Here is a 13,340-nt window from a genome sequence, read left to right as displayed (position 1 = left end):
CGACTGGATCGACTGGTACAACTACCACCGACCCCACACCGGCATCCAAGGCCAAACACCCGCCAGCCGCGTCACCAACCTCCCCGGACAACACATCTAGTCGGTGTGGGAGGTCTCGTCCAGCGGAACGGTCAGTCCGATGCTCTCGGCCGCCACGGCGATCGCGAAGTCGAAGTACGCGGCCTCGTCCCGGACGCTGTCGTGGGTACGGCTGAAGACCTGGAACACCAGCAGCCCGATCAGATTGCTCCAGAGCACGATGCCGCGCTCGATGAGGTCCGAGAACGGAGCCTCGGGCGCACCGCCGAAGAGCTCCACGGCCTCCGGCAGGAGCAGCGGCGGCCCGGGCACCGCGCGCCGGGGCGGGGTGAGTTCGCCGGCCTCCAGCGCGGCACGCACGATGCCGGCCAGCACGCCGGGGGTACGCGAAGCGGGCGGCACGGTGTCCTGCGGGGCGTGGTAGCCCGGCACGGGCGAGCCGTAGATCAGGGTGAATTCGGCGGAGTTGTCGAAGGACCACCTGCGCAGCGCCCGGGTCACCGCGAGGAGCCGCGCGCCCGCCGGGGCGCCGCCGGCGGCGGCTGCCTGGTCGGCCTGCTCCATCGCGGCGGCGGACTCGTTGTAGGCGTCGATGACCAGCGCGGTCAGCAGGTCGTCCCGATGCGGGAAGACGGCCTCCACCTCGGTGACGGCGAGACCGCTGTCACCGGCGACCGCGTCCAGGGTCAGCCCTCCGGCGCCCAGTTTCAGCAGGAGTTGGCGTGAGGTGGCCTTGATGGCCGCGGACCGCCCGGCGTTCTCATCGGTAGCGCTTGTTCCGGAAACATCCATGGCCAAACCGTACCTGTCGGCTACCACGGCCTGGGTGGATTCTCCGGAGCCCCTCGGGAACGCGCTGTGATCCCGGCCACCGCACGGACGCCTGAGAGCCCCCCGGTCGCGGCACGCCGAGCGGTCTGCCCGTACGGTGCGGCCGCTCAGCCCGAGTGCTCCAGGGTGTGGGCCAGGATGGCCAGCTGGATGCGGTTGCTCGTGCCGGTCTTGTGGCGCAGCCGGCGCAGATAGGTGTCGACGGTGTGCGGGCTCAGCGCCATCCGGCGGGCGATGGTGCGGTCGGTCTCGCCCTGGGTCAGGTGGCCGAGCAGTTCCCGCTCGCGCGGCGTGAAGGAGAACGGGTACGGGTCCGAAACGGTCATCGCTGCTCCGGGGTGGAAGGGAGGGAAGGGGCGACGAGGTGGGGAGAGACAGGGGTGCTGGGACCGCCGGGGGCGATCACCGGACCCCAGCCCGTGTTGACGGTGCACTTGCCGTTCGGGTCGCTGCCGCCGCTGCCCGTCAGGGGCGTGCCCTCGCCCGCCGGCTGCGACATCAGGATGGGCTTGCCGCCCGCACAGTCGGGCTCCGCGTCCGCGGTGACGACGAAACCGGACGAGGCGGAACCCGAGGACGGGGTGGACACATCAACAGGAACAGAGACGATCAGAGCGAACAGGGTGACGGACAGGGCGGCGAATGGCACGCGCTTCACAAGGAGGCTCCCTCGGATGGATCGGACGGCTCGGTGTGCCGGCAACGGATTCAGCATCTCCGGGGCCGCCCTGTACACACCATGAGTTCTGCCCGTCACCAAAGTGCATGACAGTAACTGGAGCTGGGGACACAGTGGATGAATACCGCCTGGATCGGGCGATATCGGTACCGCCTGTAGGGCGGGAAGTGGATGTGCTCGTCTACCAGTGGGTGGCAGAGCACCGCCGGATGCACGCTGGAGCGGTGGCAGAGGCCCTCGGCCTGGACGAGCCGGAGGCCGCCGCGGCCCTCGACCGGCTCGTCCGCAACAGGCTCCTGCACCCCGATCCGCAGGCCCCCTCCGTCGGGTACGCCGTGGCCCCCGAGCTGGCCGCCGCGCAGCTGGGGGCGCCGGTGGAGGCGGAGATCCGGGAGAAGCAGCGCCGACTGGAGGAGATGCGGCGGCAGATGGAGCCCTTCGCCGCCGCCTACCAGCGGGGGGTGCAGGCGGCCGACGGGGCGCTGGAGGTGGTGCTGGGGATGCCGGCGGTACGCGCCCTGCTGACGCAGTGGTCCGCGCGGTGCAGCGTCGAGGTGCTCACCTCCCAGCCGGCCAGCGGAGCTCGTACGCCGGAGACGCTCCACGAGGCGCTGGAGCGGGACCGGCCGCTGCTGGAGAGGGGCGTACGGATGCGGACGCTGCACCACCACACCGCCCGGTTCCACGGTCCCACCCAGGCGTACGTGGCGGCGGCCTCGGAACTCGGCGCGCAGTACCGCACGGCCCACGAGCTGTTCGGGCGGCTGATCGTCTTCGACCGCGAGGTGGCCTTCCTGCCCACCGAGGAGCGGACCTGGGGCGCGGTCGTGATCCGGGAGCCCCACACCATCGCGTACCTGTGCGAGATCTTCGAGCAGACCTGGGACCGCGCCACGCCGTTCGCCAACGCCGCCAGCCAGGGGCTGGAACAGGTCGCCCGCGAGGTGGACCGGACCATCCTGCAACTGCTGGCCGCCGGGCTGAAGGACGAGACGATCGCCCGCCGGCTGGGCATGTCCCTGCGCACGACCCGTCGGCACATCGCCGACATCCTGGACCAGCTGGGGGCCGAGAGCCGCTTCCAGGCGGGAGTCGCCGCCGCCCGTGCCGGCGTCCTCGACCCGGACGACCCCACCGAGGCCGAGGCGGTGCCCACCGCCCTCAGCTGACCCGCGGGCCAGGGAACGGGGTTCCGGGACCGGAAAGAAGTGACCTGTCCGAAAACCCCGTTCCCGGGCATGCTCCCCGTGTGTTGCCCAACGTCCCCGTGGTGCACGAACCGCCGGAAGAAGCGCTTCAGGGCCCTGTCCGCCAGGGCCCCGTCCTGCGCGCCCCTTTCCAGCAGGGCCCCCTCCGGCAGGACTTCTTCCCCCAGGACTCCTTCCTCCAAGAGATCCTGCTCTTCCTCTCCGCCCACCTCGGTCCGGATCCCGGCCTGATGTGGCCCGAGCGGGAACCGCCCGCCCCCGCCGAGGTGGCGCGGCTGCTGCCCGCAGCCCTCTCCCGGATCCTCGGGCGCCAGGTGACCCCGCTCGACCGGCTCCCGGACCGGCTCGTGGCCGGCCTGCTGGTCCATCAGGCCGGCGGCGCCGCCACCTGGCGGATCGAGCCCCCGTACGCGGGCCCGCTGACCATACGCCTGCGGGAAGGCGAGTTCCTGTACGCGCCCGCCGGATCCCGCGTCGCACTCCGCCGGGGCACCGGCTGCCGGACCCTGCTGCTCTCCCTCGGCCCCGGCCCCGGCGCCTGAGGTTACGGGCTCCGCCTCAGGTCCCGAGGGCGGCGGCCAGGTAGGCGCGCGGTTCGAGGGCGGTCGCATCGAGCTCCAGGCAGCTCCCCATGGCGTGGACGGCCTCCGCGCGCCGGCCCAGCAGGTCGAGGCACTGCCCCGCGCGGTACCAGCCCAACGCGCCCGCCCCCGTCCCCAGCCGGCCCGCCTCGGCGTAGTGCCGTGCCCCCGAGGCGAAGTCACCGGCGGCGGCATGGGCGTCGCCGGCGATGAGCCGTGCCTCCACACAGTGCGGATCGAGTGCGACGAGTGCGCCGGCCGGCGGCAGCGCGGCGGCGCGGTCCTCGTCGGCGACGCCGCGGATGCGCAGTTCGAGCAGGTAGCGCGCGTTCTCCAGGACGACGAGGGTGTAGGCCTCGTCCAGGGTGGACACGCCGAGCTCCGCGTGGTGGTCCAGGGCCAGGCCGAGGTGGCGTTCCAGCGCCGGACGGTCGTCCGCGACGCGGTGGAGCAGGGCGGCGGCGCGGTGGAAGCGGCTGGCCACCAGGTGGTCGTGCCAGGCGTCGCCGGCCCGCGCGGCGAGGGCGAGGCCGCGGGAGAGGAACTCCCGGGCCCGGTCCGGGTGCCGTCCGCCTTGCAGGGTGTGGCCGATGCCCTGGAAGCAGGCCGCGAGGGCCAGCCGGGAGTCGCCCGCCGTGCGGCTGAGGGTGTCGAACACCTCGAGCGCGGTGTCGGTGTGCCCGGGCATGCGGGCGTGGACGCGGGCGGCCTCGTAGGCGTAGTGGTCCCGCTCCGGGTCGCCGGTCGGCCGGACGGTCCCGCACAGGCGCAGCGCGTACGGGGTGAAGGACAGCTGGGCGAGGTGGAAGACGAGCAGGGCGCGGGTGGGGTCGTCGAGCTCCGCGAACCGCCCGGTCAGGGTGACCAGGCGGGACCACAGGGGGGTGCGCAGTTCGGGGGAGAGCCCCTCGGGGCTGCGGCAGTCGTAGTGGTCCAGGCCCGCGTGGCGCAGTACCTGGTGGCGTTGGCCCGGCACGCCGATCATCGAGAACCAGGAACGGCGGGGAACGCCCGGCTCGGCGAGCCAGGCCGCGACGTGCCGGACGGCGCGCAGGCGCAGCGAGCTGTGGGAGCCGGCCCGGAGGTCGATGAGCGGGCGCCAGAAGGCGCCGAGCCGGTTCAGGTCCGGGTCGCGGAGCCCGGCGCGGCGGGGCATGTCGCCGCGGGGGTCGCTGCGGGTGTACCTCGGTCGGATACGGGGCGGCATCTCGCGTTCACCCGGCCTCGTCGAGCCGGATGGCGCGGGCGTAGCCGCCGTGGTGGTGCAGCAGCGGTGTGCCCACGGGGGGCCCGCCGGCGTCCAGGAGTTCGCCGACGACCTGGAGGTGGTCGCCCAGCCGGTGGCGGCTCACGGTACGCGCGGTGAGCCAGGCGGCGCCGCGCAGGACGGGGACGCCGTCCTCGTCCGCCGACCAGGGGAGCCCGGCGAACCGGTCGACGCCGGGCAGGGCGAACCGCTGCGCCAGCCCGCTCTGGCGGGCATCGAGGAGGTGGACCCCGAAGTGCGCGGCGCGCTCGACGTGAGGGGCGGCGGAGGCGTCGACTCCGACGAAGAACGTGACGAGCGCGGGAGCCAGGGACACCGAGGTGAAGGAGGTCGCGGTGAATCCGGCGGGGCCCGGAACGGTGACGACGGTGACGCCGGCGGCATGCTGGCGGAGCGTGGTCCGCAACAGGGGGGCGGGCGGGTGCATGGTGATCGGCACGGCCCTGCCTCAGGCGTTCTTGCGGTACGCGGCGACGACCAGCCCCGAGGCCCAGTCGACGAGCGTGGGCACCAGGTTGGGCTCCGTCATGATCTCCTTGCGGAAGCGCTCCACGCGGGCGGGGTGGGTGGCGTCCCAACTGTCCTGCGGGAGCAGGTCGTCGGCGACGAGGATGGCGCCGTCGGCGAGGTGGGCGAAGAGGGCGTCACGGCGTTCGAACTTGGTGACGGTGGTGTCCACGAAGGCGAAGTCGAAGGGCGGGCCGGCGTACTCGGTGAGCCACTCGGTCGAGTCGGCGACCACGACCTCGGCGCGCGGGTCGCCGGCGAGTACCTGCTGGGCGACCCGCGCGAAGTTGGGGTGCTTCTCCAGGCTGATGAGGCGGGCGTCGGCGTCCATGCCGTCCAGGAGCCAGCCGGCCCCGACGCCGAGGCCGCCGCCGACTTCGAGGATGCGGCCGCCGGGCTTGGTGGCGACGAGGGTGCGCAGCAGTGCGCCGATGCGAGGCTCGGAGGACATCTTGAACTGGCCCCGGTCGGCGATCTTCTGGGCCTTCTCGCTGATGGCGGGGACGGTGAGGGGAAGGTCGCTCATGGCGTGACTCGCTTTCCTTGGGACGGGTACGCGGACGGGGTCGGTACGAGTGCTGGACGGGTGCTGTACGGGTTCAGTACGAGTGCGGCGACGAGTGCGGCAGGGGTTCGGGGCGGGCTCAGGAGCGGGCGAGGCGGCGGGCGGCAACCTCGGTGAAGACGGCCCGTGAGGCCCAGTAGCCGAGGACGCCGAGGAAGGCGCCGGTGAGGCCGAGCCCTCCGGGCCCGGCGAGGGCCCAGCCGAGCGGGAGCTGGACGGCCAGCACCGCGGTGAGGTTGGCGTACATGTCGACGCGGGTGCGGCCGAGCGCGCGGATCATGCTGACGTTGCCGAGGGTCCAGGCCATCAGCGGGACGCACAGGCCGACCACGGGCATCACCGTGCTCGCCGCGTCCACGACGGGGCCGAAGGAGGTGAAGGGCAGCACCACGACGCGGGGCAGGGCCACCAGCAAGGCCCCGATCGCGAGGGCGGGCACGAGCAGGACGTACTGCCCGGTGCGCCAGTACGTACGGACCGCGGCCCGGTCGTCGGAGCCGACGGCGCGGCCGACGAGGATGCGGGAGGCGGCCGCGAAGGCTCCGCCGATGCCGAAGAAGAGGACGGTGACCTCGAAGGCGATCCGGCCCCCGGCCAGGGCCGCTTCACCGATACCGCCCATGATGGCGAAGAAGGCGGCCATGCCGATGTAGTCCAGGCCGGAGGAGACGAGGGCCGGCCAGGCGAGCCGCGGGACGGACGTGGTGAAGTCCGGTTCGGCGAGGTTCTCCGCGGCGGGAGCGGCGAGCCTGTCGCGCAGCCCCCAGCGGCGTGCCGCCACCGCCAGCCAGACCAGCCCCACCGCCCAGGCGACCGTGGTGGCCAGGCCGTTGCCGAAGGCGCCCCAGCGCGGGAACGGGCCGACGCCGTGGATCAGCAGCCCGTCCAGGAGCAGGTTGACGAGGTTCACGACGATGCCCGCGACGGCGGCGTAGCGGGTCTGCTGGTAGGCGCCCAGGCCGGCGGTGATCAGCGCGAACGGGACGAGCAGCAGCAGGGTGGGGGCGCGGGACGCGATGTACTGCGCGCCGATGTCCCGCAGGCCGGCGTCGTCGCCGGCGACCAGCGCCGTCAGCGGGCCGCCCAGGAGCAGGCACACCAGGGTGAGCAGGACCGCGAGGCCGCCGCACCAGCGGACGGAGTCCCGCAGGGCGCGCCTCATACCGGGCGGATCCTGGCGCCCGGCGAAGCGCGGGGCCAGGATCTGGTAGCTGATCAGGGAGGCCAGCACCAGGTTGGTGAACACGTCGAAGACGGCGGACCCGGCGGAGACCGCGGCCAGTTCGGTCGCACCGTAGCGGCCCATCATCGCGGTGTCGACGACACCGGAGAGAGTGGACGACAGGGCGCCGACCAGGAGCGGGAGCCCGAGGGCGGCGATCGTGCGGAGGGGGGTCGGGGTCCGGCCGACCGGTTCGGTGACCGGCACGGAGTTGGTGACCATGGCGCGCTCTCTCTTTCCTGGAGTGCCTGCCGGGTGGGGGGACGGGGTCAGCGGGCCGACGCCGCGAGGTAGGCGCGGGGCTCGACCGCGGTGGTGTCGAGTTCGAGGCAGCGGCCCATGGCGTGCAGCGCGCCGGCGCGGTCGCCGATCAGGTCCAGGCACTGTCCGGCCCGGTACCAGCCCATCGCGCCCGCGCCCGTGGCCAGCAGGCCGGCCTGGGTGTACCAGTGGGCGGCGGTGGCCAGGTCGCCCGCGGTGGAGTGGCCGTCGCCCACGATGAGCAGGGCCTCCACACAGGTGGGGTCCATGGCGTGCAGGGCCTTGCTCAACTCTTCGAGCAGGCTGTCGGATTCGTCGCCCCGGGCCCGGGCCGCGGCCTTGAGCTGCGATTCCCGGATGATGCGGAGGTTCTCGTCGGCGACGTCCCGGTCGGCGCCGGTCGGCCCGGTGGCGTACAGCAGGTCGCTGAAGTGGACGGCCGCCTCGATCTCGGTACGCATCTGCGCGGGCCGCCGCTGCGCGAGGCGGAGCAGGCCGACCGCGCGGTGGTAGCGGCTGCGCACCAGGTGGGTGTGGGGGTCGTCCGCGAAGCCGCGGGCGGTGACGTGCTCGCCGCGGCGTTCGAAGGCGGCGGCCCGCTCGGCTCCGGTGCCGCTGCGGATGGAGTGGCCGATGCCCTGGGCGCAGGCGGAGATGGCGAGCCGGGGGTCCTCGGCGGAGGCGGCGAGGGCGTCGAAGGTGTCCAGGGACCAGGAGGTGCGGCCGGGGACGCGGGCGGCGATCCGGGCGACCTCGTAGACGTACCGGTCGTGGACGGGGTCGCCGTCGGGGGCGACGGTCCCGGCGAGTTCGGCGGCGTAGGCGCAGAAGGAGAGCTGGGCCAGCTGGAAGACCACCAGGCTGCGGGTGGCGTCGTCGAGGTCGGAGAACTGCTCGATGTGCGTGACGAGCTGCCGCCACTGGGGAGTGCGCAGTTCCTCCGGGAGCCGGGTGGGGTCGGAGCAGTCGTACTGGTCGAGGCCCGCGTGCCGCAGCACCTGCCGGCGCACCTCGGGGATGCCGATGATGGCGAACCAGGAGGTGGGCCGGGGACCGGGGGCGGCCAGCCAGTCCGAGATGCGGCGGACCGCCCGCAGTCGCAGCGGAGCGAGTTCGCTGTGGGTCATGTCGACGATCGGCCGCCAGAAGACGCCGAGCCGGTTGTGCTCCAGGTCCGGCATTCCGGTCAGCCGGGGGAAGGAGCCGTGGCTGTCAGTGCGCGTGTAGCGGCGCTGGATCAGCGGCGTGTCGGTCTGCGTCGCCAAGGCGGGCCTCCAGGAAGGATTCGAGGGCTCGGTAGAGGGTGTGTCGGTTGGTGTTCCCGACGACGTGGTGGCCTTCGTCGGAGAAGCGCAGGTACTGCACGGGGACGTCGGCGGCCTCGGCCCGGGCGACCAGGGCGTCGACCTCCGCCACGGGCACGCGCGGGTCGCGCACGCCGTGGGCCACGAGCAGCGGCGCGCAGTCGGGGCCCAGGCGATGGCTCGGCGAGCGCCGCTCCAACTCCCGGGTGCCCAGGGCGCCTTCGGGGCCCAGGATCTGGCGGCGCAGCAGCTGGGACAGCGGCTGCCAGTAGGCGGGCGGCGACTGCGTGAAGGCCACCAGATCGCACGGCGGGCTGATGGCGACGGCGCAGCGCACCAGATCCGGCCGGGTACAGGCCGCGAGCAGCGCCGCGTAGCCCCCGTACGATCCGCCGAGGAAGGCCACGCGGCCGGGATCGACGAGCCCGGCGCGCACTCCGGCGGCCACGGCCTCGTACAGGTCCTGCTGCATGCGCCCGCCCCATTCGCCGTCGCCGGCCAGCCGGAACGCACCCCCGTACCCCTTGGAGCCGCGGTAGTTGACGTGCAGCGTGAGGTAGCCGAGGGAGGCGAGGTACTGGGCATCGGCGTGGAAGCGCCAGTAGTCGCGTCCGGCGGGTCCGCCGTGGACGAGGACGACCGTGGGCTGCGGCCCTTCGGCGCCCACGGGCCGCATCAGGTAGCCGGGGATCTCCAGCCCGTCGCTCGCGGTGAAGCCGAACTCCTCCAGGCGGGCCAGGGGCTGCCCGACCAGGCCGGGCCGGTTGGTGAACAGCTCCCGGACCTCGCCGGTGGCGGGCGTGTGCAGGCTGTACACCATGGGCCCGTCGTCGTTGACCTCGCAGACCAGCCAGACGGAGTCGTCGGCGCTGCGGTCGATGATCACGGCGGCTTCGCGCCCGAGCCCCGCCAGCCGCTCCACCGCCGCGCCCATCGCGGGGTTCAGCGGGTGGAAGGCGAACCGCCGGCCCAGGACCGAGCACAGGTCGGGCAGGCCCGTGCGGGGATCGAACCAGACTCCCTCACCGGCGATCGGGTAGCTCTCCACGTCGAGTGCCTCGTCCTGGAAGACCGTGCTCACCTCGCCGCTGGCGCAGTCCAGGGCGAGCAGCCTCCGGGTGGCGGCGCCCGCACCGGCCAGCAGGTACAAGGTGGCGCCGTCGGGCCCGAAGCGCTCCACGGACAGCCCGGGGGCGTCGTCGATGCCGAGGGTGAACAGCGGCTGCGCGGTGCGCGCGCTCTCGCCCACGACGACCTGTGCCGAGCCGTCCCGCAGCAGCCGGACGCCGCCGCGGGGGCGCAGCCCGGCGTCGACGAGCCAGCGGTGGAACCCGCCGCCCGCGGCCGTGAGCCGGGGTCCGTCCTGCGGTGCCGCGAGATCGAACCGGTACAACTCGGGCCGCTTCTCGGTGGTGTTGTGGACGGCGTACGCCAGGGTGGCGCCGGGGCCGGTCCACACCTCGCGGACGGGGCCCGGAGCGGGTATTCCGATGTGCCCGGTGCCGTCGGGGCGCACGGCCGCCAGGCTCCGCAGCTCGCGGCCCCGGGGCGTGTGGCGGTAGACCACGGCCCGGCCGTCGGCGGTCCAGTGCGGCGCGTCGATGGCCTCGCCGGGGTGGGCGGCCAGCAGGCGCTCGCCGCCGCCGACGGTGTGCAGCCACAGCTCCTGGCCCTCGCCGGTGGTGCGGACGAAGGCGACGGAGCCGCCGTCGGGGGCGAGGCGCGGGGACAGGTTCCGTTCGGGGGCGAGCAGTTCGCGCCGGACGGCGGTGGTGGACATCAGGCCGTCCCGCCGTCGCGGGCCACGTCGGGGATGGCGGTGCCGTTGAAGTCGGAGCCGTTGCGGCGGCGGGCCAGCCCCATGGTGAGCGTGTAGACCGAGGCGTAGCGCCGGTCGTCGAGGCGGTGCAGCTCCAGGTACGGCCGGTCCTTCTGGGCGGGGGTGACCAGGGTGCTCAGCCCGTACGACGCGCCGAGGACGATCAGCTCCTGGCCGATCGCTCCGGCCTCGAACCACAGCCGGCGAAGGCCGTGTTCGTGACGGTAGCGCCACTGGTAGCGGGGGAAGTCCGCGACCAGGCCGAGGGTCCACGCGGCCGTGGCGGGCGAGTGCATGCCCTGGAGCACGTCCGTCATCGCCCGGCGGTGGTCGCCGAGGCGCAGGGCGCGCAGTTCGTGGCGTACGAGGTCGTAGCGGTACGTGCCGGGGGCCAGGCCCTCCACCGCGTACACGCACAGGTGGACGTCCCAGGCGGAGCCGAAGCTGTCGAGGTAGGACACCGGTTCCTCGCCGCTCGTGCGGGAACGGCGTGCGCGGACGTCCGCGAAGGCGTGCCAGAGCAGGCCGGACAGCGCGCCGAGCGTCACGGGCCGGGGTACGTACGCGCGTCCGCTGCGGCGGGTGGCGAGCAGTTCGGAGACGTTCCGCTCGCCCGGCGGCAGCGGTTCGCCGAGGGGGATGGCGGGCCCGTCGGGCAGCACTTCGGCCGGAGGTTCGCCGTCCGTGGTGAGGTAGTCGGCGATGGTGCGGGTGCGGATGGCGTCGCCGGGATCGACGGTGTCGGCGTAGTCCCAGCGCCGGGAGGCGATGTACGACTGGTCCGAGGGATGCCAGCCGCGGGCCTGCCAGTGGCGCCAGCCGGCCGTCAGCGCGTCGCGGTCGGCGGTGTCCGCCGGGAGCTCGGGCCGGCCGGTGGCGAGGATGTGCTCGGCGAGGGCCTCGGGGCGCCAGCGCCAGCGACGGCCGGTTACGGTGTCGGACACCTCGACGGCTTCGGTGGCGGGATCGACGCAGGGCCGGATCGCGTAACCGGCGGGCCAGCGCGGCTCGGGCTCCGGTACGGGCGCCGGGTGCGCCGTGTCTCGCGTGGAACCGGCGGATGCGGCGGGCGCGGCGGTCGCCACGGTGTCCGCGGGGGTCGTGGTCTCGGTCATCGGGGCGAGGTCCTCTCCGTGGACGCGGTGTCGGCGGTGGCGGGGCGGGCGGGGATGCGCAGTTCCCCGCCTTGGAAGCCGTCGGCGAGGGCGACGGTGAGCTGGTAGCCCTCGGCCAGGCCGTCGATGCCGAGCGCCGCCTCGATCTCGCGGGCCGCGTCGCAGTAGAAGATCGCCGCCGTCAGCCCCAGGGAGCGGGCGGCGATGCGCGCGGTTCCGGCGAGGTGGCCCACGTCCATGTGCACGGTGCGGTAGGTGCGCGGTTCGCGGTAGCGGTACATGTTCCGCTCGAAGAGGGTGGTCATCACGAGCAGCGCCTTCGCGTCCAGCGGGAACCGCCCCAGGGTGTTGGGGAACAGGCGGCCCAGAGCGTCGTCGTCGACCGGCGGTCCGTCGATCCGGCGCAGGCTGAACGGCAGCATCGTCACGTGGTACCAGCCGGGGTCGAGGCCCTCGATGTCCCGGACCACGACGTACGCCTCGGTGGGGTTGCGCCCGCCGCCGGAGGGGCTGCTGCGGCGCAGCAGCGTCGCGGAATCGGTCTTGGGGTTGATGTACCCGGTGATGCCGAACGCCGCGGACAGCACCCTGCGCAGCCCGTCGAGGTCGACCGGGGCAGCCGGTACCTCGTGCTCCCACACGTCGCGGGCCGTCGTCGGCAGCAGGTCGGAGGTCAGCACCGGCAGCTCCGAGCCGGGCTGGTCGACGTAGTCGAGCTTGAAGCGGTCGGTGTCGGGCTCGGACGACTGGTAGCCGCGCATGCGGTCGCGGTCCGCGAGCAGGCCCAGGGCCTCGGTGTAGTCCACGCACGGGTAGTCGAAGGTCAGGGTGTGGTACTCGGCGGCCTCGTGCCAGCCGTACCGGCTCCAGCGGCGCCGTACGTCGACCAGCCAGTCCAGCGCCTCGTCCTTGGGCCCGCCGTCGCCCGTGACGGCGTGGGCGTCGGTCAGCAGGCCTCGCCCGCGCAGGCTCTCCACCAGGGCGAGCCAGTAGGCCGCGGGCCGGGGCCGGGCCGTACTTCCGGCGAGGAGCTCCGCCAGCTCCTCGGCCGGGCGGGGACGGGCGGCGGCGACGAGTACCGCGATCGCGGAACGCGACATGCGGTAACGGCGCCGTTCGAGAACGTGCTCCGCCGTCCACTGGTCACCGATCACATCCGAAGGAGGAATGATCCTGACCGCTGGGTTGAGTCGTACCGTCATGGTTCTCAGTCCTCCTCGGACATTCGGTGCGCGGGCACCGGTTCCCGGAACCGCGTGAGCGGTTCCGGGAACCATGCGTGCCGTGCCGCTTCTGCTGCCCCTGCGATTTAGTAGACGGAGCCCTGCAGGAGCATCACCTGGTAGGCCTCGGTCTCCTCGACGACGTCCGCCTCGACGGACTCGATGACGACGTCGGCAGCGGTGATGTTCTCGCCCATGGTGTTCTCCATTTCTCGTATTCCGGCCGGGATTTCCGCCCGTCCGGCTTTTCCTTTTCGCCGGTCCGTTCCGGCGACACCTGAATACTTTCGTTTTCGGGTGTTGCGGAAAAGCCGCGAATCCCCGGTCATGCGCCACCGGTCCCGGCCCCCCGGCACCCGGAGCGAGGTCCCGGGAATCCGTACGCCCGGTAACAGCCGCGACGGAGACAAATCCGGCCAGCCTCCGCACCCCGGCCGCGCGGCACCGGAGGCCGGCCGGCCCGCGCCCGCGACTGCGGCTGAACGCCGCCGAGGGCCCGGTGGGCGTACCGCCGCCCGGGCCCGCGCACCCGGCGGCCGGTCGGCGCACCTTCCGCGTACCGGTGCCCGCGGGCGGCGCGCCGATGGCCGAACTCGTCCGTCCGCCTCCCTGCCATGAGCGAAACTTCCTGTTCAGGGGGCTTTCGCACAGCCGGGCCAGGTCCGTCGGCTGAACACGGCGCGGCTCCCCGGGTGTTCGGCGGACCGACCTGCTGCCGC

At 73.5% G+C, this 13,340-nt stretch carries 14 protein-coding genes; 3 read left to right on the top strand and 11 right to left on the bottom strand.

Going from position 1 to position 13,340, the window contains the following annotated elements; genetic code table 11:
* The coding region (locus tag ACZ4TG_RS10940; RefSeq protein WP_366150158.1) for an integrase core domain-containing protein at positions 1-100 on the top strand (100 nt) is incomplete at its 5' end.
* On the opposite strand, the gene ACZ4TG_RS10935 is transcribed toward ACZ4TG_RS10940, so the two are convergent.
* The 3 genes from ACZ4TG_RS10935 to ACZ4TG_RS10925 form a co-directional block, all read right to left on the bottom strand.
* A complete protein-coding gene (locus ACZ4TG_RS10935) occupies positions 97-831 on the bottom strand; it encodes a TetR-like C-terminal domain-containing protein (protein ID WP_468161408.1) in 735 nt (244 codons plus the stop codon). The two genes, ACZ4TG_RS10940 and ACZ4TG_RS10935, sit on opposite strands and share 4 nt — an antisense overlap.
* Before the next feature lie 146 nt (positions 832-977).
* Positions 978-1,196, bottom strand: a complete 219-nt coding sequence (locus tag ACZ4TG_RS10930) for a response regulator transcription factor (RefSeq protein WP_468161406.1) — start codon at positions 1,194-1,196, stop codon at positions 978-980.
* Complete coding sequence (locus ACZ4TG_RS10925) at positions 1,193-1,528, bottom strand: hypothetical protein (RefSeq protein WP_468161404.1); 336 nt, start codon at positions 1,526-1,528, stop codon at positions 1,193-1,195. The genes ACZ4TG_RS10930 and ACZ4TG_RS10925 overlap by 4 nt, the downstream gene beginning before the upstream one ends.
* Positions 1,529-1,773: 245 nt before the next feature.
* On the opposite strand from ACZ4TG_RS10925, the gene ACZ4TG_RS10920 reads away from it, so the two are divergent.
* Both ACZ4TG_RS10920 and ACZ4TG_RS10915 read left to right on the top strand, forming a co-directional pair.
* Positions 1,774-2,718: a LuxR C-terminal-related transcriptional regulator gene (locus tag ACZ4TG_RS10920; RefSeq protein ID WP_468161402.1), complete on the top strand. Its 945-nt coding sequence runs from the start codon at positions 1,774-1,776 to the stop codon at positions 2,716-2,718.
* An 80-nt stretch (positions 2,719-2,798) separates the two neighbouring features.
* Entirely contained in the window at positions 2,799-3,299 is a 501-nt protein-coding gene (locus tag ACZ4TG_RS10915) for a hypothetical protein (RefSeq protein ID WP_468161400.1), read from the top strand.
* 16 nt (positions 3,300-3,315) lie between these two features.
* Here the strand turns inward: ACZ4TG_RS10915 and ACZ4TG_RS10910 are convergent, their stop codons facing one another.
* The 8 genes from ACZ4TG_RS10910 to ACZ4TG_RS10875 form a co-directional block, all read right to left on the bottom strand.
* Complete coding sequence (locus ACZ4TG_RS10910; RefSeq protein ID WP_468161398.1) at positions 3,316-4,545, bottom strand: hypothetical protein; 1,230 nt, start codon at positions 4,543-4,545, stop codon at positions 3,316-3,318.
* A 7-nt stretch (positions 4,546-4,552) separates the two neighbouring features.
* On the bottom strand, positions 4,553-5,044 hold the full coding sequence (locus ACZ4TG_RS10905) for a flavin reductase family protein (protein ID WP_468161396.1): 492 nt from the start codon (positions 5,042-5,044) through the stop codon (positions 4,553-4,555).
* Positions 5,045-5,053: 9 nt separating this feature from the next.
* The gene (locus ACZ4TG_RS10900; protein ID WP_468161394.1) at positions 5,054-5,638 is read right to left on the bottom strand and encodes an O-methyltransferase; all 585 of its coding nucleotides are present in this window, start codon (positions 5,636-5,638) and stop codon (positions 5,054-5,056) included.
* Positions 5,639-5,756: 118 nt separating this feature from the next.
* Positions 5,757-7,121: an MATE family efflux transporter gene (locus ACZ4TG_RS10895; protein WP_468161392.1), complete on the bottom strand. Its 1,365-nt coding sequence runs from the start codon at positions 7,119-7,121 to the stop codon at positions 5,757-5,759.
* A 47-nt stretch (positions 7,122-7,168) separates the two neighbouring features.
* The gene (locus ACZ4TG_RS10890) at positions 7,169-8,425 is read right to left on the bottom strand and encodes a hypothetical protein (RefSeq protein ID WP_468161390.1); all 1,257 of its coding nucleotides are present in this window, start codon (positions 8,423-8,425) and stop codon (positions 7,169-7,171) included.
* The gene (locus ACZ4TG_RS10885; protein WP_468161388.1) at positions 8,373-10,244 is read right to left on the bottom strand and encodes a S9 family peptidase; all 1,872 of its coding nucleotides are present in this window, start codon (positions 10,242-10,244) and stop codon (positions 8,373-8,375) included. The genes ACZ4TG_RS10890 and ACZ4TG_RS10885 overlap by 53 nt, the downstream gene beginning before the upstream one ends.
* On the bottom strand, positions 10,244-11,398 hold the full coding sequence (locus tag ACZ4TG_RS10880) for a SagB/ThcOx family dehydrogenase (RefSeq protein WP_468161386.1): 1,155 nt from the start codon (positions 11,396-11,398) through the stop codon (positions 10,244-10,246). The genes ACZ4TG_RS10885 and ACZ4TG_RS10880 overlap by 1 nt, the downstream gene beginning before the upstream one ends.
* Positions 11,395-12,600, bottom strand: coding sequence for a SagB/ThcOx family dehydrogenase (locus ACZ4TG_RS10875; RefSeq protein ID WP_468161384.1), 1,206 nt, complete (start codon positions 12,598-12,600; stop codon positions 11,395-11,397). Before ACZ4TG_RS10875 ends, ACZ4TG_RS10880 begins: the two co-directional genes overlap by 4 nt.
* Positions 12,601-13,340: the final 740 nt, after the last annotated feature.

Source organism: Streptomyces sp. NPDC028314, assembly GCF_055565795.1.
The sequence above is the reverse complement of the archived record's forward strand: the minus strand, read 5'-3'. Positions and strand labels throughout refer to the sequence as shown.

Bases quoted from the DNA above. Each gene is read 5' to 3' on its own strand.
- ACZ4TG_RS10935 (WP_468161408.1), bottom strand. From the start codon at position 831: ATGGATGTTTCCGGAACAAGCGCTACCGATGAGAACGCCGGGCGGTCC.
- ACZ4TG_RS10930 (WP_468161406.1), bottom strand. From the start codon at position 1,196: ATGACCGTTTCGGACCCGTACCCGTTCTCCTTCACGCCGCGCGAGCGG.
- ACZ4TG_RS10910 (WP_468161398.1), bottom strand. From the start codon at position 4,545: ATGCCGCCCCGTATCCGACCGAGGTACACCCGCAGCGACCCCCGCGGC.
- ACZ4TG_RS10900 (WP_468161394.1), bottom strand. From the start codon at position 5,638: ATGAGCGACCTTCCCCTCACCGTCCCCGCCATCAGCGAGAAGGCCCAG.
- ACZ4TG_RS10895 (WP_468161392.1), bottom strand. From the start codon at position 7,121: ATGGTCACCAACTCCGTGCCGGTCACCGAACCGGTCGGCCGGACCCCG.
- ACZ4TG_RS10885 (WP_468161388.1), bottom strand. From the start codon at position 10,244: ATGTCCACCACCGCCGTCCGGCGCGAACTGCTCGCCCCCGAACGGAAC.
- ACZ4TG_RS10880 (WP_468161386.1), bottom strand. From the start codon at position 11,398: ATGACCGAGACCACGACCCCCGCGGACACCGTGGCGACCGCCGCGCCC.
- ACZ4TG_RS10875 (WP_468161384.1), bottom strand. From the start codon at position 12,600: ATGACGGTACGACTCAACCCAGCGGTCAGGATCATTCCTCCTTCGGAT.